Genomic DNA, 20203 nt, shown 5'->3' with positions numbered 1-20203 from the left:
ATTCCAACCTATGCTTGCTTGTTCCGCTAAGGTATTAAAAATATATGGTATTACTCCTTACATTGTCCGATAAGTTCCACCATATTCCCAATTAATCCCCCACTATCTGGGGGATAAGATGGGGGATATTGATATGTCAACGGGTGGGCTTCGCAAACCTGAAAAGGCTTTAACCGCGCAATTTGTGAAAACCGTCAAAGAGCCTGGTAAGTATTTTGACGGTCACGGTCTGTTTTTGCGTGTGCAATCGAACGGGGCGCGGCAATGGGTGCAGAGAATAGTCATTCGCGGCAAGCGCTGCGAACTAGGTCTGGGAAACCCATCGCTGGTTTCTTTGTCTGAGGCGCGTGAAACAGCGCTAGCCAACCGTAAATTGGCGCGAGCGGGAGGCGACCCCTTAAGCGCAAAGAAAGAAGCAAAGGCCGCGCTGACCTTTGAACAGGCTGCGCGAAAGGTGCACGAACTGCACAAACCAACGTGGCGCAATGTCAAACATGCCGCTCAATTTATCTCTACTTTGGAGACCTATGCCTTCCCACGAATTGGCAAACTCAAGGTCGGGGATGTGACAACTGCTGATGTGTTGGCAGTGCTGCAACCAATCTGGCTGAAAAAACCAGAAACAGCGCGGCGAGTTCGACAGCGTATCGGCACTATCATGAAATGGGCGGTTGCTAACGGCTGGCGACTAGATAATCCAGCCGATGCAATTGCCCAAGCTTTGCCAAAGCAAGACAAAACTCAACAACACCGGAAAGCCTTGCCATATGGCGAAGTCACGGAATTTCTTGAGACGCTACGTACTTCCAAAGCTGGTCTCATGACTAAACTCGCTCTTGAATTGGTCATACTGACAGCTTCACGCTCAGGGGAGGTACGTTTGGCAGATTGGTCAGAGATGAACCTAGAAAATGCAATATGGACCCGTCCTGCTTACCGTATGAAGGCTAACAAGGAGCACCGTGTTCCATTGTCCAATCGCTCGATTGAAATTCTAACACAAGCGAGAGAAGCTGGTTCTGGCAAAGGCCTGGTTTTTCCCGGCACCGTTAAAGGAAAGCCATTGTCTGACATGACGCTTTCAAAGCTGGTTAAGGAACTAGGATATGATGTGCACGTGCATGGATTTCGCACTTCTTTCAAGACATGGGCGCAAGAGAAGACAAATACTCCGCGTGACGTGTCAGAGGCCGCACTAGCGCATACGGTGAAAGACAAGGCTGAGGCGGCTTATGCTCGGTCCGACTTTTTTGAAAAGCGGCGTAGATTGATGGAGAACTGGACCTGTTTTTTAGCTACTAAATCGGAAAACATTGTGAGGATAGGCTAGTGTACTGTCCAACAGATTTTGTCACCGTATTTGATGTTTTGAAGCGATACAGCCAAGACGAAGTACGTGAACTCAAAGTTAAATATGAGAAGTATGGACATGCCGAGTCAGAATTTGGACCCCACCCCCTACTATGCGTCCAGGATGCGATTGAAGAATGTGCTCTCAAGTCGATGGTGACTGATGGCGCAATTCATATATCTTCCCCTCGCGGAGACGTCATGAAAATTTCAGCCGCCATTCTGGAAACGGCATTTCAGCCAATAATCATTCCTGAAGGCTCTGAAACTTCAATTCAAACTAGTTTCTTTTTGCACCTAGTTGATAAGTGGGGATGGCCTATCGAATACGATTTTGCGGAAAGGGGAATTATTGATTTGTATTCAGGAAAAGGCAAGATTGAACGAGTTCTGCCGCTGTATTATGACCGTGCATCATTCACTATCACAGCAAAAATAGCTGAATATTTAGAAAACCTTTTTTCACGCGCATTTCCTGACGACGATTTCTGTTCTCATTTCGATGGCTATCTTTTCGGCGAAAGAAACTTTCTTCAGGAGATCGCTGAGAAATTCGAAGGCTGGTCGATATGTGCACCTAACAATAGTATCCCAAAGGAATTGAATTTGGATCCAGTTTTTGTCGACGAGTTAATGGAAAAAGACAGTGCTGAAAAACAAGCTGCTTCGCAATTTCGAGACGTGACGAAAGAAATTTTGGAAGCGTTTGAATCTGGAGAGGCAACCACCAAATCCGAACAGTTTCAACTTCTAAGCAAGGGTATATCTTGGAGAAAATTTGAGTATTACCGCCGACAAGCTTCCGAAATAAATCCAGCAATTTCCATGCCAGGGCGAAGAAAAAATAGTTAATCGGTACATCGTATCGAAACGCATTTTCTATCGTGCAGACTATTTAAGGGAAGTTAATTCACCAAAATACCACCATGTCCCACCGTAAACCTAAAGGAACCGACATGGTCGAACACCACCTCAGACGTCCTGCAGTTGAAGCTGCGACTGGACTCAGCCGCTCTACAATCTATGACATGATGAACAAAGGCGAATTTCCCCGACCTATCCGCATCGGACGCCGTGCGGTCGCGTGGTCCGAAACGTCTATCAACGATTGGCTCTCCAATCGTGAAACTGCAACCAAATAAAACAACACCCGCAACCATGAAACAGAGGGCGCGGGCGTTGGGTAGTTTTGCATCTTATCCGTAGCGCGTTTGCCCTCGTAAATCAACGAGTGTGAAAATGAAAATACAAGTTACCTTTGACTCTGGGCAAGGCCCGCAAACCATTGAACTAAGAAACCGCCAAGGCTGGACACTCTACCATTTGGCTAAGGCTGGATGGCACGGAATCACCACAATCGAACGTCCTGCCCTACGCCTGTCCGCTTATGTCCATCGTCTGCGTGAACGTGGTTTCGCCATTGAGACCGAAATGGAAGCGCATGGGGGCAGCTACAAGGGTCTTCACGCTCGCTACAGGCTGCTGACAGACGTTTCGGTGCAGTTGCAGGGCGACGTTGAGGGGCAGGCATGAAGCACACCTTCTCAGAGCCCCGCCCAGCGCCTCTAGACCTGCAAGTAAAGCGGTTGAGCCGTAAATACGGTGTCACGCAGTCACAGGCCCGCGCAATCGCGCTTCTGAACTACGGGGAGCCGCGCCTTGGGTAAGAGTGACAAGCAAGGCAAAGGAAAAGAGCAATACGTCAATATGCCATATCCTATGCTGCGGTCAAAAGCATGGCGGTCCCTATCCGGGGCCGCTGTCAAAATATGGTTTGAGCTCCATTCAAGGTTTCACGGCGGGAACAATGGCACATTGCATCTGTCGATGAATGAAGCCGCCGAAATCCTGGGTTTGGGCAAGGCAACTGTCAAACGAGGTTTCGATGAACTGCAAGCCAAGGGCTTCATTGTGCTGGAAAAGGAAGGTGCATGGTATCATCGCCGCGCCCATGAATGGCGACTAACGACAAAGCCTGTTGTGACGCGTTACAAACGGTCCCCTGCAACAAATGACTGGCGCAAATGGCAACCACCCGAAAAATCAAAACGCGGTTCTAATGCGGACCCGTCAAGCGTATCGGTGGTTCCATTCCAGAACCCTAGGCACGGGCATGGTTCCGAAACAGAACCCGTCAGGACCAAAAGTGCCCATTCCTTGGGTTCTAAATCGGAACACTAATACTAACCACTCCCCTCTATGTTGAAGGACCATGCAATGAGCAAAGATAAAAACAAGGAAATTGTTACCGACTCAGAGATTGCTGCTCTGAAAGATAAAGTTCTGGCGAGGCGCGAGAAAGCTCCAAACATCAAAGCGGAAATGGTAGATGGCATAGCAAAATTGTCGATTGGAGATAAAGACGATGAGGATGACACCTTGCGGCTGATGGGCGCCATGGGAGTTTTGGATTTGGATTTTCTAAACCCGTTTCTCGGGCAAATCGGAAACTCGGTATCAAAGAAAGATGAGTTTTGTGAAAGCTCGATGAAATTCGCAATTGGCTTTATCAAAAGCATTGAGCCGGTAAGCGAAATAGAAGCCATGCTGGCGGCTCAAATGGCTGCTGTACATGTTTGCGCAATGGACACATCTCGACGGCTTCTTTGGGCAAGCAACTTGCCCCAAAGGGACAGCGCAGAACGAGCATTGAACAAGCTCACCCGAACTTTCACAACTCAGATGGACGCGCTCAAGAAGCACCGTGCTAAGGCCCAGCAAACTGTCAGGGTGGAGCGTGTGACGGTGAATGAAGGCGGTCAGGCCATTGTCGGCTCTGTGGCGCATGGGGGGCGGGCTGAACATGAAAAATGACACTAACCCCATGCAAAGCGCACACAACGCTCCTAGATGCACTGCACGCTCCAAGCGGACTGGTCTTCTATGCAAATCCCCAGCTGTCCGTGGGTGGAACGTTTGTCGCATGCACGGCGCGGGTGGTGGGGCTCCGCGTGGTCTAGCGCATCCGAATTACAAGCATGGTGGGAGGTCGGGGGAGGTTGTTACGATACGTCGGCTTTCGACATTATTGGCGAAGTTCTCGCACGCCTAAAGCGTATCCTGACTAGAGGCATGCTGGAAGAAATCGTGAGTTGTTAGAGGTGAGACGGCTACCTACCTTAACTTCGTTACAATCTCTTCCTGTTTCCCGGCACTGAATCACTGTTCCAGGCGAAGTTGTCTCGGCCTGCATGTTCAAGAATCCATTCCTGCATGTCGATGTACTGCCGCCCATATTCAGACACATGGCCGAAAAGGCGACACGATAACAAAAGAACAAATTCGCGAATTGGTGTCCGCAACGCAAACAGCACGGGAGGCGCTTAGTAAAGTTCCCACCCCAACGAACTCACTTCGGCAGTCTCGCGCCAATTTACTGAATGCTTATGGATCAAGTCTGAGGGCGGCCAACAAATTCACCGAGGGAGCTGATGGCACCTTATCGGTCACCATTGCTATTAGTGCCACAGATAATTCTGCATATATATTTTGGCTTGATGCCGATGATTTCAAAAACTCAACTTGGCGGTTCTACTGGGCGTCTTTGTGACACTACTTAAAATTTTACAGGCAACCAGTTTTTCTTTGTGTAGTAATTTCTTAAAATGAGTTTCCTAGGTCAGCTACTAACGCGGTCGTTCGCTGCACTCGCAAACCTGACGGGCTCATACTTCAGAAGTAGACTTTCAACGGGTTGCTATGCCGCATTTTCCTTCTGCGCTGCGGCGGTCCAGTTAGAGATCTCACCTGATCCCGGCAAAGTTAACCACTTAAGTGGAGATGGCCATACCTTGCGCCGTTCGCCGCGCTTAAAGCCTACGCATTGATTAAGATCAATTATCGGTCCAGCTAACCTCTGTATGATTATCAAGTGCCCCTTACTACTTTGTCAATTCTGGAGGAAAGCAATGATCCATCACGCAAAATCTATTCTTTCGGCAATGGCACTCATCATTGCCATTCCAAGCGCGTCAGTTGCTCAAGAAATCGGCAAGGACTCGTTTATAGCCAACTGTGCAGTTTGCCATGGTGTGAATGGAAAGGGAAATGGTCCAATTGTTGATTTATTGAAGAGTGCGCCCTCTGATTTGACTAGGATTTCTGAGCGTAACGGAGGACAGTTTCCGATTAAACGCGTCTATGAAGTTATCGCTGACGCTGATCAGAGCCGTGGTCACGGAACCAGCGAGATGCCAATCTGGGGAAACCGATTTAACGCTGATACTATTGCTCAAGAAGGGGAGTATGGGACTGGCGGTAGCGGAGTACCTACAGCACAATCTAGGGTTCTTGAGTTGGTCTTCTTTCTCGCGACAATCCAAGAGCCGACGTAATCGAGCTGTCCGTCATCAGGGATAATGGTCTTAAGAGCTGCTTGAGCTAATAGAGTATCTGGCCTATCTGGTTGGATTGATTATGCAGCAGTCTTGCGGTGTTGCAAGCGCGGGGCTTCGATGGTCTATCGTTTAATCCTTTCTCGTTGTTTCAGAATGGCTTGGCCCTTTCCGCGTCTCAGCAGTCGACATTCTCACCACCTCAGAAATTCTGCATCTCACCCGCTCGTGTACTGGCGTGCTGGGTGCTGCTATGGTGCTATGTCGGTACGTGACCGGCGTGCTGCGTCGGTATTTTTCTGAACGGCATGCACAGCGCCGCGTTAGCGGCTGTCAGGCGTCATTTATATTTAAGGGAGTCCGACATCGCCGAATGGCGGCTTTCGGACAGATCACTAGATAGCGCGTCTGCACTATCGCAAGCACACAAGAATGTGCCTGCGCAGTCCAAAATGTGGCTACTTGCCTTCGGCCTGCCGTCCATAATCCTCAGCATCAAACCACCCGCGAGAAGCCTTTACCTTGAGGTCGTCACCAACTTCCCATTCTTCCCATCCCCGAATGTTCAGCGGATTTCCACTGGCTGCATCGTGCCCTGTGAATGTCCAAACGAAAATCACATGAGTTCCAGCACAACGCACATCATCACAGGTGAGCGTCAAATCTGGGACATCCGCATAAAAGCCTGCAGCCATATCCTGAACGCGCGACCGACCACTCCATGGATCGCCATTGTTTATAATGATTTCGCCGTCTTCTGCGTAGAAAGAGGCCACCGCCTCTGCGGACTTAGAGTTCCAAGCTGCAGTATAGTCTGCCGCCATCTTGGCCACTGCTTGCGCATCAATCATTGCCTCACCTTTCCCAATTAATATACCCGCATCATGACATGTAGCCTTCATTCGTCCAGTGCAATTTGCCGCGTTTTATTAGTATTTCCCCCGATAGCCGCCATTCGATACATAAGAGAAAGCAGGTCTTCTGCAGACCGGTCGTCCGAGGCATTCTGTCAGAAATCAGCGGCGCTGAGTGCCTCCTGTGGTGCGTGTTTGCAGTTTTTTTGCTGATACGGCATACCCAACACCGCGTGTGTTGGTGTGGGCCGCGTTAGCGGCTGTGAGGAATGTACTCAAACATCGTTAGAGTGTGTCGGTGAGGCCGTGTGTATTGGGCTTGGACGTATGACTGTTATGCGGGACTTTGCTGCCATTCATAGCAGTTGGATATCTCGATTAGGTTCGGGTCAGGGTCACGTAAATAAATTGAGCGTATTTTATCCTCAGCACCTATTTGATCGACAGGTCCTTCCATGATCGTTATCGCCATTGTATCGGCGCCATCGGTACGACCAGGCTTTATGAAAGCTCCAACATAATGATAAGGTAGACGACCCAATGACCGAACGTTACGAACGCCACCGCCAAGCTTGGACACATGAGGAAATTCAAAAGCTGCATATGCTGGTGTCAAAGGGGATGAGTTTAAAGGCTATTGCCAAAGCTCTCACGCGTTCTGAGGAATCGACTAAGAATAGAGCAAAACAAGACAAGCTGAAAATTCAAAAAATGCGCTAATTCCTGACGCTCGGCTCATCACAAGAGCTTCTTTCGTGCCAGCGTCCGGCTGATTGATATTGTTCGCCGACCTCAGTGCTTCTTTTCGAACGTATTTGCACGATGTACTTTGACGATTGCCACACTTGACTAGGTATGGCGCAAAGGCGAGCTAGGATTTGCATGGAGTCAAACTACCAAGAATGCGATTGAGCGCGCGCTAGTAGGGGGAGGTGCAACCTCTCAAGTCATCAGAACGGGACCGGCGCGGGTAGTCACTTTTTTTTGCGTGTGCAGTTGAAAGGCAAAATCAAGACACTTTTCCGAAGCGTTAACGCGCGAGGCATGGGGCCTTACCATGAATTTTCAAATTGGCACGAAGTTTGGTTGTATTCTAGCGTGGCACATTTGTTCAATATATAAAGCTTCTTATTAGCCATGCAAATATCCGCCATCAAATACGGTTGAGGATTAGCAGTAGACGGTTTCAGCCCCATCATTGACCCGACAAGCCCCATCAACAACCTGAAGGACGGCTTCTATGAAATCAGGATCTCTTGAGAGGAGGCGGTAATTCATCCCCGCAACTGACGCTTGTGCGGGTTGGACACCTAAACCCAACACCTGAACAACATCGTTAACTAGATAACCTGCCATAAAAGCAATCGCAGCGGTTGCATAAATTCGTTTCATAACTTGCCTTTCATATCCAATGATCTTGTCAGTATATTTGGTAAAACACTTCAATGCTGCATCTGTCTTTTTTCCTTTCACGAGCGTGAACGTTTCGTTGCTTCTTGACACATGCCAATAAGAGCGATTGTTGCCGCAAGGATAGTGTTCTTAAGCATATTCTGTCCTTATTGAAATTATCGCTGCCAAAACCAGCGTCGTGGCGCAGGCCTTTGATCCGTCAAGAGGTTTTGGGTCGCGCAGTGACACAGCTGTGGTTCATCGTCTAACCGCACTCAACATGCCCTTGCTCGAACTGGTAGTATTCATCTCTTTCGTTCTATGTTGCTTCCGCAAACCCTTTCCGCTCATTACCCACGAATTACAGAATTAAGTGGGGGACAATACGGGGGATAGATAGTCATCGAGTCACTATTTATTAAATAATATCAATAACATATAATATTTTAGTGGCGGAGACGAAGGGATTCGAACCCTCGAGACCCTTCCGGGCCTACTCCCTTAGCAGGGGAGCGCCTTCGACCACTCGGCCACATCTCCGCCGATGCGTATATTTGCACGAAGCCGTGGTTGCAACATGGTTTTGATGATCTGACGCGCTTATCCTGAGAAAATCTTAAACAGCTTCCTCAGACCTACTTGTTTTGATGGATGCATTGATTGGCACTCGTCGGCGCGGAACGTGCGACGTTGGTGGCAAACATTTCTGCAAGCAGACTAAGCGCCATCAAACGAACGAAAAAACGCAAAAACCCCTGCTCCTTGGCGTCAAAGTCATTCTTAGGAATTAGGCGTTGAACAGGAAATGCAGCACATCGCCGTCTTTAACTTCGTAGCCTTTACCTTCAACACGCATTTTTCCGGCGTCCTTGGCACCCTGCTCGCCTTTTAATGCCACAAAATCGTCAAAGGCGATGGTTTCCGAACGGATAAATCCGCGTTCAAAATCCCCGTGGATGACACCAGCAGCTTGTGGTGCCAGGGTGCCGCGCCTGATGGTCCAGGCGCGCGCCTCTTTCGGACCGACCGTGAAATAGGTTTGCAGCTCGAGTAGCTCGTAGCCAGCCCGGATTAACCGGTCCAGACCAGCTTCGTGTAGTCCCATTTCTTCAAGAAACATGGTGGCTTCTTCTGGGTCCAACTGGCTTATTTCTTCTTCAATCTGGGCCGAAATAACCACATGAGCAGCACCCTGCTCTGCCGCCATTTTCGCAACTTTTTCAGAGTGCTCATTCCCCGTTGCGGCAGAGTCTTCGTCAACGTTGCAGACAAAAAGTATCGGCTTCGTCGTCAGAAGCTGTAGCGTGTTCCATGCTTTAAGGTCGTCCTTATCCACCTCTACGGTGCGGGCCGGATTGCCGTCTTCCAGCACAGCCAAAGCCTGACGCAGCAGGCGCTCTTGCTGGACCGCGTCCTTATCGCCACCTTTTACCTTACGAACAATGTTTTGCAGGCGGCGTTCGATTGATTCCATATCCGCAAGCATAAGCTCGGTCTCGATGGTTTCCGCGTCTTCAACCGGATCGACCCGGCCTTCAACGTGGGTGACATCGCCGTCTTCAAAACACCGCAGCACATGTGCAATGGCGTCAACTTCCCGAATGTTTGCAAGAAACTGGTTTCCAAGCCCTTCGCCTTTTGAGGCACCTTTCACGAGCCCCGCGATATCGACAAATGTCATTCGGGTCGGGATGATTTGCTTTGACCCGGCGATACCAGCGAGTGTTTCAAGCCGTGAGTCGGGTACGCCAACCTCGCCGACGTTCGGCTCGATTGTGCAGAACGGGAAGTTCGCCGCCTGTGCGGCGGCGGTTTTTGTCAACGCATTGAACAATGTCGACTTACCTACATTAGGCAGGCCAACGATCCCCATTTTGAAACCCATATCGTTCACGTCCTTGCTTGCATTCATCCAAACTCGGACGCATCTACGAAATAAGCGCTACCGGGGTCAACGCAAATAGATCAATTGTTGATAACACGCGTCTGCCCGGCAACGTTAACAGACTGCCCTTTGCCCGGGTTGGGATCGACGATAAGCCGCGACGGCACACCCATATCTACACCCTGATGCACCGTAAATGGCTCTGTAACCTGCGCGCTGTCACGCATGTAACCGGCCAGTGCCGCGGCAGCGGCACCCGTTGCCGGGTCTTCGTAGACTCCATGACCCGCAAAGGGGTTCCGGCTGTGGATGGTATTAGCATTTTCGCGCCAGACCAGATTGATTGTGACAAGGCTATGCGCCTGCATCAGCGCAGCACCCTTGTCGAAATCATATTTCATGCCCTTAAGCGCCTCGTGTGTCGCCAAAGGTATCAGCAAATGCTCCGCACCGCCGTTGATGCGCGCCATATCCAGAGATGGATCAATATCCGCTTCCGTCCAACCAAATAGTGCGAGCGCGTCAGCACGCAGGTCCGGCTCAACATCTCTGTAAGACGTGTTGGGAGAAACGAGCCGTGCACTCCAGGCACCATCTTCCTCAAAGGCTTCGACGGTTATCTCAGTGTCATTCAATGTTAAAGCATACTTACCAGCGCCATTGGTTTTCCCAAGCTCCGCGCCCAGCGCGATTGTTGCATGACCGCAAAACGGCACTTCGGCTTCTGGCGCAAAGTACCGCACCCGGAACCCACCTTTTTGCGGGGCTGCAAAAACGGTTTCCGAATAACCGACTTCTGCAGCCACCTCCTGCATTTGATCTGCCGTGGGTAACTCATTTGTCAGGACTACACCTGCCGGGTTTCCACCTTTTCCATCTGATGAAAAGGCTGCACGTCGTTCTACTTTCACTTTGAATTCCTTTTTCTGCTTTGCACAGAAGTAGAAACACCGCGTTTCATGTTCAAATTGCAATTTTTGATAAGAAGTATTGCGATTGCTTAGATTAGCCAAAGATTTTTGTCGGAATACCATTGAAATTCACTAAAAGCTCGCGCAAACCCTGTTGAAAGATATTGAGGGACTCCCATGACACGGATTGATCAGAAATTCTCTGAATTACGTAAAGCAGGCAAAAAAGCTTTTGTGACGTATGTCATGGCAGGTGACCCGAACTACGAAACGTCGCTTGAGATTGTCAAAGGCCTGCCTGCTGCCGGCGTTGATGTTATTGAACTGGGCATTCCTTTCACTGACCCTATGGCAGATGGACCCACGATCCAGTTTGCAGGGCAGCGCGCCCTTGCTGCGGGCATGACACTTGAACGCACGCTTCAGCTTGCGCGCGACTTTCGCAAAACCGACAATGAAACGCCAATTGTTCTTATGGGGTACTACAACCCGATCTATAATCGTGGCGTTGACAAGTTTCTGGTCGATGCGAAAGCTGCTGGTATCGACGGCATGATTGTCGTCGATCTGCCCCCAGAGGAAGATGGAGAGCTTTGCATTCCGGCGCAGGCCGCAGGAATGAATTTCATTCGCCTCGCGACACCTACAACCGATGACAAACGCCTACCGAAAGTGCTGCAAAACACGTCTGGTTTCGTCTACTACGTTTCTATAACCGGCATCACAGGCGCGGCCGAGGCAGAGGCAGCGAATGTTGGCCCCGAGGTTGCACGCATCAAAGCGAAAACAGATTTGCCTGTAATCGTTGGTTTTGGCATCAACACTCCTGAAAAATCCGAAGCTATTGCACGCATTGCCGACGGTGCTGTTGTTGGCTCTGCGATCGTGAAGCGAATTGGCGATGGCGACTCTCCAGCTGACGTTCTGGCATTTATTAAATCGCTCGCTGATGGGGCGCACCGCGCCTAAGCTTCAGTCTTTAGCATCTCGGTCTTCGTCTAAAAGTTCTCGTAGCTCCTGAAGCAATGGCAGCACCTCTGCCAACCGTTCCGCAGGTATTTTCCGAGAAACTCTTTCGAAAACTGGAATTGCAGTGGCTATTGCCACCTTACGAAACGAGCGCCCTTCCTCTGTCAGCCAGACTTGTTTTGACCGCTTGTCCTTTGGATTTGGGCGCATCTCTGCCAATCCGTGTTTGACCAGCCCAGCCAATGTATGTGTCATCGTGGTCTTTGGAACCTGAAAGGCGCGAGCCAGAGCGAGTGGCGTACCACCATCTCCAACCCTCACCAAATGGTTGATCACTGTGAAATGCGACATCAGTAAACCTGCTGGCAAACGCGCCTCTAGCCCTGCAGAAACAAGTTGGTCAAGTATACCGATTTCCGTGAAAAACGAAAAGTAAGTCGCTGTCTGTTCTTTATCCATTCAACATCCGTGTTTCGAGCGGCCAGCGCGGGGATTGCGCCACATCAGGACCGTATCCCAGGCGCCCAAGCATTTGAACTGTTTCTCCCGGCTCGGTAAGTATCTCGTGGATATGCGTGTAATGCTCGGCCATTTCTGGGTATTCCTGCAAGGCTTGGCTGACAGGATGCAGGGAAAGCCCTAAACCCGTGGTCGCAAGATTCAACCGAACCCAGCGGCGCCCGGCGTCAATCTGGTCTCTCCGCGTATTTTGACCGGTTTTGATAACGGCATAAGCCGGGGACGCCATTGCAATATCGCGAAACATCTCCTGCGTCGTCGCGAACTGTTTGCTGGACGGGTCACGCTGCCCGTCCCGTGTTACAGCCCCGAAAGCGACCAGGGTTTCCACCAGTGGGCCGCCCAAGGATATGCCGTCAGGATTGGCGTTGATTTCTGCCTTACCAAGACGAAGCAAATCAATGCTTTCGCTGAGGGTCCGGGGTGTTTCGGACTCAACCTTCATGGCCTGCCAAGTCAGTTCGCGAATTTCCACAACACGTTCAAGTTGGGTAATGATCTCACCATATCCTGAAAGCGCGTCCACTATTTCACCAGGAACAGGGGTATCGGCAAACGGTTTTCGACAGGTTCTACGCCCCAGTATTTGCGAGAATAGTAGGTCTTTTTGCGCGCCCTCGCTAAAATCAGCAATCGCAACTGGCCCGTCTTCGCCTTCAGGATAAATCTTTAAGTCCACTGCAAAGCCGCGTTCTGCAGCAGCAATTCGCATCAGCTCCAGAAAGCAACCAAGCCCGATGACAAGTTGACGCTGAAAAGGGTCGGTGTGTTCCAGCTCTCGTGTCGTGTCCCGGTAAAGAACGATTCGATTTTCACCTTTAAGGTCGACCAACCAAGGTTGGCGGTTATGCGGGTTTGGCGCAAGGATCGCATAAGACAATGCGAAATGGCGGATGTCTTCATATCCTCCTGCCCGCTCCCAGGGCATCAGGGCCTTATCTGGCCTTCGTGTTGCGGCGAATCCACCCGCTGCTGAACCTGCGGCCAGAATAATCCCGCCTCCGATAAGGGCTAGTGTTCTACGTCGTGATAGGGTCATCTCAACCTCCATTAGTACGATATCGCACTATTAAGTTCGAAATCGTACTAATTCAACCCCTTTGTTATTTTGATCGCAAAAATTACATAAAACTTGCAGGTTTTTTGCTTGATTGGTAAACGGCGCTTACCAAAATCAGCCACAAAGGCCAGCCGCATGCCCATCATCACAAATATCGAAGACCTGAAACGCATCTATAAGCGTCGCACACCCAAGATGTTTTACGACTATGCAGAATCAGGCAGCTGGACCGAACAAACCTTTCGCGAAAACACCTCTGATTTTGAAAAGATCAGGCTACGCCAGCGGATCGCCGTCGACATGTCCGGACGCACAACAGCTACCCAAATGATTGGGCAGGATGTTTCCATGCCCGTCGCGCTGGCCCCTGTTGGGTTGACTGGCATGCAATGCGCTGACGGCGAAATCAAGGCCGCCCGCGCGGCAGAGAAATTTGGCGTTCCTTTCACACTTTCCACAATGTCGATCTGCTCGATCGAGGATGTGGCGGAAAACACAACCGCACCATTCTGGTTTCAGGTCTATACGCTGCGGGATGACGATTTCATGCGCAATCTGGTTGATCGCGCGAAGGCGGCGAAATGCAGTGCGCTCGTTATTACGGTCGACCTTCAAATATTGGGACAACGCCACAAAGACCTTAAGAACGGCCTTTCCGCGCCACCCAAGCTGACAGTTAAATCAATTGCCAACATGATGACCAAGGCGCATTGGGGGCTTGGGATGCTTGGCACCAAACGCCGTTTCTTTGGAAATGTTGTCGGGCACGCAAAGGGCGTTTCTGATCCGTCTTCGCTTGCATCCTGGACGGCCGAGGCGTTTGACCCAACGCTTGACTGGAAAAAGATCGCGAAGATCAAGAAAATGTGGGGCGGCAAGGTGATCCTTAAGGGTATTCTGGATGCCGACGACGCCCGTATGGCGCTTGAAGTTGGTGCAGATGCAATTATCGTTTCCAACCACGGTGGACGGCAACTAGACGGTGCAATTTCTTCGATCCGCGCCCTGCCCTCGATACTTGAGGCGGTTGGTGACAAGATTGAAGTTCACTTAGACAGTGGAATTCGCTCTGGTCAGGACGTTTTAAAAGCCTGCGCATTGGGGGCGAAGGGTACATATATTGGCCGTGCCTTTGTCTATGGTCTTGGCGCAATGGGCGAAGCCGGTGTGACAAAGGCGCTTGAGGTGATCCACAAAGAGCTTGATACCTCGATGGCGCTCTGCGGTCATCGCGACCTGAAAGACGTCGGACGCGACGTACTGCTGGTTCCAGAGGACTTTGAAGGCCGCTGGGTGTAGCAACACATAGCCGGAAGGCCGTTCCCTGTATGACATACGCGCGTATTTTGCAGAACTTTGTTCCAAAATCCACGCCAAAGCTGACCTGATCGACCAAATTGGCGATTTGGCCTCTTTCCAAGGGCTTCCGAGTCGTCTATACGCGCGGCTTCACGCGGGCATACACCCTTGGAGGATGACCGCATAACCTAGGAGAATAACCATGGCTGGAGAGATCCCAGATCTTAACGCTACGGTACGCACGGGGACAGGCAAGGGGGCCGCTCGCAAATCTCGCCGCGAAGGCAACGTACCTGGCATCGTATACGGCGGCGGCACTGATCCGCTCCCGGTTGAAGTACCGTTTAACGTACTGTTCACAAGGCTAAAACAGGGCCGGTTCCTGTCAACATTGTTCAACCTTAAAGTTGACGGTCACGACGACGTTCGCGTTATCTGCCGTAACGTTCAACGTGATGTTGTTAAAGACCTGCCGACACACCTTGATCTGCTGCGTCTGCACCGGAACACCAAAATCGCACTGTTCATTCATGTTGATTTCATTAACGAAGAGGAAGCTCCTGGCATTAAACGCGGTGGCGTTCTGACCGTTGTGCGCCCGGAAGTAGAGCTTTTGGTGACTGCTGGCGATATTCCTGAGAAGCTGACCGTCGATCTGACTGGCCTTGATGTTGGCGATACAGTGACAATTTCCGACATCGATCTGCCAAAGGGTGCCAAGGTAACCATCGACCGTGATTTTGTGATTGCGAACATCTCTGCTCCATCCAGCCTGCGCTCTGCAGATGACGAGGATGAAGACGAAGGTGAAAGCACTGAAGTCGAAGCGGATGAGGAAAGCACCGAAGAGGCTGCTGAAGAATAAAAGCACCGCTTTTGTTTCGAATATTCGCGCGGGGCCATTGGCCCCGCGTTTGCATTTAATGGTTTCCTCAGCTTTTCGCGGGTAAATAAAATCCAAACACTTTTCGATGCTCGTCACCTTGCCTGGCACTTGCAACAAGTTGAGCATTTGATTCTTCTTCAGGCTTACCCTGCCTCTGGCTTCCCCATGGCAAAGCCGCTAAAACGAGCCCCATGAAACTCTTTGTTGGCCTTGGAAATCCGGGCGCGAAATACGCGCGAAACCGACACAATATCGGTTATATAGCTGTTGAACGTATCGCCGAAGAACACGGGTTCAGCCCCTGGCGCAAAAAATTTCAGGGCCAAGTTTCAGAAGGGCGGCTTGGAAACGTAAAAATCGTTCTGCTGAAACCAGAAACCTTCATGAACCTTTCAGGTCAATCCGTTGGCGAGGCGATCCGGTTTTACAAAATCGCGCCGGAAGATGTTATTGTTTTTCATGACGAACTTGACCTTGCACCCGGCAAGCTGCGTGTAAAGCAGGGTGGTGGACACGCCGGGCATAACGGCCTGCGCTCATTGCATCAGCACATTGGTGACGCGTATGAACGTGTGCGCCTTGGCATTGGGCATCCCGGCCACAAAGACAGGGTTGCTGGCTACGTCCTGCATGATTTTGCCAAAGCAGATGCAGCGTGGCTGGACGATCTTATCAGCGGTTTGGCAGAGGCTGCTCCGATGCTCGCCGCTGGCGACAGCAGCAAGTTTCTGAACGCAGTGGCGCTCAGGCTTTCCCCGCAACGAAAGAACAACAAGCCGGAATCAAAACGATCAGAAGCGCCAGAAAAACCAGAAGTTCAGAAGCAAAAATCTCCGTTTAAACGCTTGTTGGATAAGTTTTCTTGAGCTTTCATGAAACAGCACATTTTCAAGCGGACGCCTGCGATGCGCTTGGATCTCCATTTACCGCGACGCTGTGTCGTATCTTCGCGGATTTACCAACGAACGCCGGCGCGGTTGCCCAAAAATTATCGAGCTGGCCCGGTGATCCTTCTGCGCGAGGTGGCGCTGTCGCACTGCGGCTTGCCGGTGCGCTACACGCACTGGTGCTGCTTGAGCGTCACCCCGCCCTAGTGGCCCAATATCCCCCGCATCATGACCTAACAAACATTGTGTCGCTTCGCGCCGCTGTTCATTCAGCTCTCATTGATGAAGAAGCTTTCATTCTTCAGTGGCTTAAGTCCCCGCCCCAAACCAACGAAGTACGCCGATCCAGCGCTTTGATCCCAGCGTTCCATACATTGGCCAGCAAACTTGACATGCCCTTTGTGCTGTCCGAACTTGGGGCAAGTGCCGGTCTTAATATGATCTGGGATCAGTTCGCGCTTTCAATTGGAGATCATACATGGGGTGATCCGCAAAGCCCGGTTCAGCTTAACCCTGACTGGAGCGGCTCGCTGCCCCCGAAGACTGAAATCAGAATCCAAAACAGAGCGGCCTGTGATCAGGCTCCGCTCTCTCCAGATAACCCAGATGATCGACTTCGACTGTTGGCCTACACTTGGCCAGACCAATCTGAGCGTATGCAAAGAACCAAAGCCGCGCTAGCCATGGCCGCAACTGGTGGCTTTAATGTAGAGCGTGCGGATGCAGCAGACTGGCTCGAAACAAGGTTAAAGACCTCGTGCTCAGGCTCCCTACATATCGTCTACCATTCGATCTTTTGGCAATACTTGCCAAAGGAGACAGCGAACCGGGCATCCAGTCTTTTGAAGACAGCAGGAAATCGCGCAACACGCGCAGCCCCACTTGCTTGGCTGCGGTTGGAGCCCGATGTGCATAACGATGGCGCTGCGATCACCCTGACACTATGGCCGAGCGGCCAGACTGTAACGTTAGGGCGTGCCGATTTTCACGGTCGCTGGGTTAGATGGGCCGGTCTGACGTCGCCGAAATAGCGTTAAGGCAGGCATTTCCAACTCGTGCAATTCGTTTCTTCAAAAGGAGGAGACCATGTCCCGAAAATTCAAAATCGCGCTAAAAGCATTGCTGGTTTTGCTGGTCGTTCTTGCCGCGGCAGCGCTTTGGAAGCGTGACGAAATTGCCCGCCTTATTGCCGTCAACGCCTTATTTTCTGAAGAAAAAATAGTATCAAACTTCAGCAATATGGATGCCGCGTTCTTAACCGTTGATGTGCCGCGCGGCGATGGCCCGGCAAGCCTTCTGCCTAAAGGGACGCCTGCAAGCTTACCACCCGGGATAGAAGATTGGGTCAAAGAACGGCAGGTGACGTCGCTTGTTGTTCTAAAAGATGGAAAAATCGTTTTCGAAGACTACTATCTTGGCACATCTTCTGACGATCTACGTATCTCATGGTCTATTGCCAAAAGTTTTCTTTCAGCGCTGATAGGCTTGTTGGTTGAGGATGGGTCAATCCGTTCCCTTGATGCCCAAGTAACCGACTATGCCCCTTTGCTGATGGGGTCCGCTTACGAAGGTGTAACCATCCGAAATGTCCTGCAAACGTCAAGTGGAGTGAAGTTTGACGAAGATTATCTGGACTACAACTCCGATATTAATCGCATGGGTCGGGTCATTGCATTGGGGCAGGCGCTTGATAGTTTTACCGCGAAACTTGTTGAACGAATTTCCGAACCCGGTGCCGCGTGGAAGTATGTTTCGATCGACACCCATGTAATCGGTATGGTGATCCGTGGTGCAACAGGGCGTTCCATTCCTGACTTGCTATCGGAACGCATTATTATCCCCATGGGGGTTGAGAGGACGCCCTTCTACGTCACCGATGGGGAGGGTGTTGCCTTTGTACTTGGCGGATTAAACATGACCACACGCGACTATGCGCGACTTGGGTTAATGTACGCCCAGAAGGGTAAAATCGACGGGCAGCAAGTTGTGCCCAGCGCTTGGGTCGAAGAGTCAACTGCGGCTACTGCGCCGACTACGGAGGATGAATATGGTTATGGATATCAATGGTGGATACCCAAGGGCGCCACTCCCGGTGAATTTATGGCACGCGGCATTTACGGCCAGTACCTTTACATCAATCAGCGGCGCGGCATTGTAATCGCCACAAGCGCTGCTGACCGAAGTTTCCGGGATACAGGCGTAGACGACCAGAACGTTGCATTGTTTCGTTTAATCGCGGAAAGCCTTTAGCAAAAGCTTGCGCGTTTCTAACCCTGACTTATGCTTACACTAGGAAGAGTGGTGTGATGGAGAAAGATCCTTCGATAAATGTATTGGGCGGCAAGCTAGAGCCGTGTTCCTTTGCACCTGCCACAGGATATTTCCGGGATGGTCACTGCAACACTTGTGCGCAGGATCAGGGTAGCCACACGGTCTGTACAATTGTCACAGCAGAGTTTTTAGCGTTTTCAAAATATCTTGGAAACGACCTGTCCACGCCGCGTCCTGAATTCGGCTTTGCAGGGCTGGAACCCGGGGACCAATGGTGTTTATGTGCCAGCCGGTTTTTGCAGGCGCATGACGAAGGGTGTGCCCCAAATGTGGTTCTCAAGGCGACCCATCGGCGCGCACTTGCAATCGTTCCGCTTGATATTCTGGAGTTTTACGCTGCGTCAAAATGAATTTCCTCATTCCTCAAATCGCGCATTTACAGATTTAACGCGTTACCCCTCGATCATTTAAACTAATCAGATCAAGAATTTAAACCAACACAAGCGTGTTTGTTGAGTAATCCTTGCCGACAGTTGAAAAATAGATGCTGCGAACCCAGCGCTTTCTGGTAACATTTTCGTGATAATTGAGCTGAGTTAGGGAAAATCTATGAAAGTATCCATTGTTCAACAGCCTCCGGTATACCTCAAGTTAGAAAAATCATTGGAAAGAGCGGTTGAACTTGTCGCGCAATCTGCAAAGCAGGGATGCGAGATGGTCGTGTTCCCGGAAACATGGCTTCCCGGATATCCAACGTTTGTCTGGAGACTTTCGCCAGGTGCCGGGATGGGCAAAACAGATGAACTGTTTGCGTTGTCTCTGGCAAATTCGGTTGACCTGAGTAAAAACGGCCTGGCGCTCTTGCAAGAAGCTGCAAAAGAACACGGCGTTGTTATTGTCATCGGCTATCAGGAGGTTGATGGCTCACTCAGTGGCAGCACCCTGTTCAACAGCTGCGCGATTATAGACGCTGACGGCAAACTGGTGAACAACCACAGGAAACTAATGCCAACAAATCCGGAGCGGATGGTTTGGGGTTTTGGTGACGGATCTGGCCTGAATGTTGTAGAGACCGCCGTTGGCCGGGTTGGCGCATTGATCTGCTGGGAAAACTTCATGCCCTTGGCGCGCTTCGCGCTCTACGCTCAGAACATTGATATCTATGTTGCCCCAACGTGGGACAGCGGCGAAACTTGGCTATCCACCATGCAGCATATCGCACGCGAAGGTGGCTGTTGGGTGATCGGTTGCGCAACCGCGCTTGAAGCAAAAGACATCCCAAAGGACATTCCGTACCGAGAAGAGCTTTTCCCGAATAATGATGAATGGGTGAACCCAGGCGATGCCGTAGTTTACAAACCCTTTGGCGGTATCGCCGCCGGACCAATGCATCAGGAAAAAGGGCTGCTTATTGCCGAAATCGACGTTAGCGCAGCACGCGCTTCCCGAAGGAAATTTGATGTCAGTGGCCACTACGCGCGCCCGGACGTCTTTACCCTGAACGTAAACCGTCAAAAACAAACGCCTGTGACGTTCAGTTAGAACCTGTAACTGTATCGTCGTGCAGTAAGCGCCCAGCCCATGAT

At 50.8% G+C, this 20203-nt stretch carries 23 protein-coding genes and 1 tRNA gene; 17 read left to right on the top strand and 7 right to left on the bottom strand.

Going from position 1 to position 20203, the window contains the following annotated elements; genetic code table 11:
* The first annotated feature begins 118 nt into the window (after positions 1 to 118).
* The 8 genes from MWU63_RS08550 to MWU63_RS08515 all read left to right on the top strand — a co-directional run bounded on the left by MWU63_RS08550 (position 119) and on the right by MWU63_RS08515 (position 5684).
* Positions 119 to 1330 carry an integrase arm-type DNA-binding domain-containing protein gene (locus MWU63_RS08550; protein ID WP_247077564.1) on the top strand — a complete coding sequence of 404 codons (1212 nt, stop codon included), beginning with the start codon at positions 119 to 121 and terminating at the stop codon, positions 1328 to 1330.
* Entirely contained in the window at positions 1330 to 2202 is an 873-nt protein-coding gene (locus MWU63_RS08545; RefSeq protein ID WP_247077561.1) for a hypothetical protein, read from the top strand. Before MWU63_RS08550 ends, MWU63_RS08545 begins: the two co-directional genes overlap by 1 nt.
* Before the next feature lie 74 nt (positions 2203 to 2276).
* Positions 2277 to 2492 carry an AlpA family transcriptional regulator gene (locus MWU63_RS08540; RefSeq protein WP_348646223.1) on the top strand — a complete coding sequence of 72 codons (216 nt, stop codon included), beginning with the start codon at positions 2277 to 2279 and terminating at the stop codon, positions 2490 to 2492.
* A gap of 97 nt (positions 2493 to 2589) precedes the next feature.
* Complete coding sequence (locus tag MWU63_RS08535) at positions 2590 to 2883, top strand: helix-turn-helix domain-containing protein (protein ID WP_247077559.1); 294 nt, start codon at positions 2590 to 2592, stop codon at positions 2881 to 2883.
* The gene (locus MWU63_RS08530) at positions 2880 to 3017 is read left to right on the top strand and encodes a hypothetical protein (protein ID WP_247077557.1); all 138 of its coding nucleotides are present in this window, start codon (positions 2880 to 2882) and stop codon (positions 3015 to 3017) included. The genes MWU63_RS08535 and MWU63_RS08530 overlap by 4 nt, the downstream gene beginning before the upstream one ends.
* On the top strand, positions 3010 to 3531 hold the full coding sequence (locus MWU63_RS08525; protein WP_247077555.1) for a helix-turn-helix domain-containing protein: 522 nt from the start codon (positions 3010 to 3012) through the stop codon (positions 3529 to 3531). The genes MWU63_RS08530 and MWU63_RS08525 overlap by 8 nt, the downstream gene beginning before the upstream one ends.
* Before the next feature lie 36 nt (positions 3532 to 3567).
* Entirely contained in the window at positions 3568 to 4164 is a 597-nt protein-coding gene (locus MWU63_RS08520; protein WP_247077553.1) for a hypothetical protein, read from the top strand.
* Between the two features lie 1094 nt (positions 4165 to 5258).
* Positions 5259 to 5684 (top strand): cytochrome c, encoded by a 426-nt coding sequence (locus tag MWU63_RS08515; protein WP_213888428.1) that lies wholly within the window; start codon positions 5259 to 5261, stop codon positions 5682 to 5684.
* A 458-nt stretch (positions 5685 to 6142) separates the two neighbouring features.
* Here the strand turns inward: MWU63_RS08515 and MWU63_RS08510 are convergent, their stop codons facing one another.
* Positions 6143 to 6535 (bottom strand): nuclear transport factor 2 family protein, encoded by a 393-nt coding sequence (locus MWU63_RS08510; RefSeq protein WP_213889103.1) that lies wholly within the window; start codon positions 6533 to 6535, stop codon positions 6143 to 6145.
* Between the two features lie 543 nt (positions 6536 to 7078).
* Between MWU63_RS08510 and MWU63_RS08505 the strand changes: the two genes are divergently transcribed.
* A complete protein-coding gene (locus MWU63_RS08505) occupies positions 7079 to 7258 on the top strand; it encodes a hypothetical protein (RefSeq protein WP_213889104.1) in 180 nt (59 codons plus the stop codon).
* A 450-nt stretch (positions 7259 to 7708) separates the two neighbouring features.
* Here the strand turns inward: MWU63_RS08505 and MWU63_RS08500 are convergent, their stop codons facing one another.
* The 4 genes from MWU63_RS08500 to MWU63_RS08485 form a co-directional block, all read right to left on the bottom strand.
* Complete coding sequence (locus MWU63_RS08500; RefSeq protein ID WP_213889105.1) at positions 7709 to 8011, bottom strand: hypothetical protein; 303 nt, start codon at positions 8009 to 8011, stop codon at positions 7709 to 7711.
* Between the two features lie 369 nt (positions 8012 to 8380).
* Positions 8381 to 8470, bottom strand: a tRNA-Ser gene (locus tag MWU63_RS08495).
* A 247-nt stretch (positions 8471 to 8717) separates the two neighbouring features.
* Positions 8718 to 9815 (bottom strand): redox-regulated ATPase YchF, encoded by a 1098-nt coding sequence (gene ychF / locus MWU63_RS08490; RefSeq protein WP_213889444.1) that lies wholly within the window; start codon positions 9813 to 9815, stop codon positions 8718 to 8720.
* 80 nt (positions 9816 to 9895) lie between these two features.
* The gene (locus tag MWU63_RS08485; protein WP_247077550.1) at positions 9896 to 10726 is read right to left on the bottom strand and encodes a PhzF family phenazine biosynthesis protein; all 831 of its coding nucleotides are present in this window, start codon (positions 10724 to 10726) and stop codon (positions 9896 to 9898) included.
* A gap of 177 nt (positions 10727 to 10903) precedes the next feature.
* Here MWU63_RS08485 and trpA point away from each other — a divergent pair, with 177 nt between their 5' ends.
* A complete protein-coding gene (gene trpA, locus MWU63_RS08480; protein WP_213889109.1) occupies positions 10904 to 11695 on the top strand; it encodes a tryptophan synthase subunit alpha in 792 nt (263 codons plus the stop codon).
* Between the two features lie 3 nt (positions 11696 to 11698).
* Here the strand turns inward: trpA and MWU63_RS08475 are convergent, their stop codons facing one another.
* Positions 11699 to 12154 carry a MarR family transcriptional regulator gene (locus tag MWU63_RS08475; protein WP_213889110.1) on the bottom strand — a complete coding sequence of 152 codons (456 nt, stop codon included), beginning with the start codon at positions 12152 to 12154 and terminating at the stop codon, positions 11699 to 11701.
* Positions 12147 to 13253: a twin-arginine translocation pathway signal protein gene (locus tag MWU63_RS08470; protein ID WP_213889112.1), complete on the bottom strand. Its 1107-nt coding sequence runs from the start codon at positions 13251 to 13253 to the stop codon at positions 12147 to 12149. Before MWU63_RS08470 ends, MWU63_RS08475 begins: the two co-directional genes overlap by 8 nt.
* A gap of 156 nt (positions 13254 to 13409) precedes the next feature.
* On the opposite strand from MWU63_RS08470, the gene MWU63_RS08465 reads away from it, so the two are divergent.
* From MWU63_RS08465 to MWU63_RS08435, 7 genes are all read left to right on the top strand, one after another.
* Complete coding sequence (locus tag MWU63_RS08465; RefSeq protein ID WP_213889115.1) at positions 13410 to 14573, top strand: alpha-hydroxy acid oxidase; 1164 nt, start codon at positions 13410 to 13412, stop codon at positions 14571 to 14573.
* A 202-nt stretch (positions 14574 to 14775) separates the two neighbouring features.
* Entirely contained in the window at positions 14776 to 15438 is a 663-nt protein-coding gene (locus MWU63_RS08460; RefSeq protein WP_213889116.1) for a 50S ribosomal protein L25/general stress protein Ctc, read from the top strand.
* Between the two features lie 212 nt (positions 15439 to 15650).
* Complete coding sequence (pth, locus tag MWU63_RS08455; protein WP_247077547.1) at positions 15651 to 16325, top strand: aminoacyl-tRNA hydrolase; 675 nt, start codon at positions 15651 to 15653, stop codon at positions 16323 to 16325.
* Positions 16322 to 17377: a DUF2332 family protein gene (locus MWU63_RS08450; protein WP_213889120.1), complete on the top strand. Its 1056-nt coding sequence runs from the start codon at positions 16322 to 16324 to the stop codon at positions 17375 to 17377. Before pth ends, MWU63_RS08450 begins: the two co-directional genes overlap by 4 nt.
* Before the next feature lie 55 nt (positions 17378 to 17432).
* Positions 17433 to 18596, top strand: coding sequence for a serine hydrolase (locus MWU63_RS08445; RefSeq protein ID WP_247077536.1), 1164 nt, complete (start codon positions 17433 to 17435; stop codon positions 18594 to 18596).
* A gap of 56 nt (positions 18597 to 18652) precedes the next feature.
* A complete protein-coding gene (locus MWU63_RS08440; protein WP_213889123.1) occupies positions 18653 to 19027 on the top strand; it encodes a DUF2237 domain-containing protein in 375 nt (124 codons plus the stop codon).
* Positions 19028 to 19226: 199 nt separating this feature from the next.
* On the top strand, positions 19227 to 20159 hold the full coding sequence (locus MWU63_RS08435) for a carbon-nitrogen hydrolase family protein (RefSeq protein WP_213889125.1): 933 nt from the start codon (positions 19227 to 19229) through the stop codon (positions 20157 to 20159).
* Positions 20160 to 20203 lie beyond the last annotated feature (44 nt).

Source organism: Pseudohalocynthiibacter sp. F2068 (assembly GCF_023015645.1).
Classification (GTDB): Bacteria; Pseudomonadota; Alphaproteobacteria; order Rhodobacterales; family Rhodobacteraceae; genus Pseudohalocynthiibacter; species Pseudohalocynthiibacter aestuariivivens.
This window is presented reverse-complemented; position numbering and strand designations above follow the sequence as displayed.

Coding starts and splice junctions, on each gene's coding strand:
- MWU63_RS08510 (WP_213889103.1), bottom strand. CDS start 6,535: ATGATTGATGCGCAAGCAGTGGCCAAGATGGCGGCAGACTATACTGCA.
- MWU63_RS08460 (WP_213889116.1), top strand. CDS start 14,776: ATGGCTGGAGAGATCCCAGATCTTAACGCTACGGTACGCACGGGGACA.
- MWU63_RS08505 (WP_213889104.1), top strand. CDS start 7,079: ATGACCGAACGTTACGAACGCCACCGCCAAGCTTGGACACATGAGGAA.
- MWU63_RS08540 (WP_348646223.1), top strand. CDS start 2,277: ATGTCCCACCGTAAACCTAAAGGAACCGACATGGTCGAACACCACCTC.
- trpA (WP_213889109.1), top strand. CDS start 10,904: ATGACACGGATTGATCAGAAATTCTCTGAATTACGTAAAGCAGGCAAA.
- MWU63_RS08445 (WP_247077536.1), top strand. CDS start 17,433: ATGTCCCGAAAATTCAAAATCGCGCTAAAAGCATTGCTGGTTTTGCTG.
- MWU63_RS08530 (WP_247077557.1), top strand. CDS start 2,880: ATGAAGCACACCTTCTCAGAGCCCCGCCCAGCGCCTCTAGACCTGCAA.
- pth (WP_247077547.1), top strand. CDS start 15,651: ATGAAACTCTTTGTTGGCCTTGGAAATCCGGGCGCGAAATACGCGCGA.
- MWU63_RS08465 (WP_213889115.1), top strand. CDS start 13,410: ATGCCCATCATCACAAATATCGAAGACCTGAAACGCATCTATAAGCGT.
- MWU63_RS08475 (WP_213889110.1), bottom strand. CDS start 12,154: ATGGATAAAGAACAGACAGCGACTTACTTTTCGTTTTTCACGGAAATC.
- MWU63_RS08435 (WP_213889125.1), top strand. CDS start 19,227: ATGAAAGTATCCATTGTTCAACAGCCTCCGGTATACCTCAAGTTAGAA.
- ychF (WP_213889444.1), bottom strand. CDS start 9,815: ATGGGTTTCAAAATGGGGATCGTTGGCCTGCCTAATGTAGGTAAGTCG.
- MWU63_RS08535 (WP_247077559.1), top strand. CDS start 2,590: ATGAAAATACAAGTTACCTTTGACTCTGGGCAAGGCCCGCAAACCATT.
- MWU63_RS08515 (WP_213888428.1), top strand. CDS start 5,259: ATGATCCATCACGCAAAATCTATTCTTTCGGCAATGGCACTCATCATT.
- MWU63_RS08520 (WP_247077553.1), top strand. CDS start 3,568: ATGAGCAAAGATAAAAACAAGGAAATTGTTACCGACTCAGAGATTGCT.
- MWU63_RS08440 (WP_213889123.1), top strand. CDS start 18,653: ATGGAGAAAGATCCTTCGATAAATGTATTGGGCGGCAAGCTAGAGCCG.
- MWU63_RS08550 (WP_247077564.1), top strand. CDS start 119: ATGGGGGATATTGATATGTCAACGGGTGGGCTTCGCAAACCTGAAAAG.
- MWU63_RS08470 (WP_213889112.1), bottom strand. CDS start 13,253: ATGACCCTATCACGACGTAGAACACTAGCCCTTATCGGAGGCGGGATT.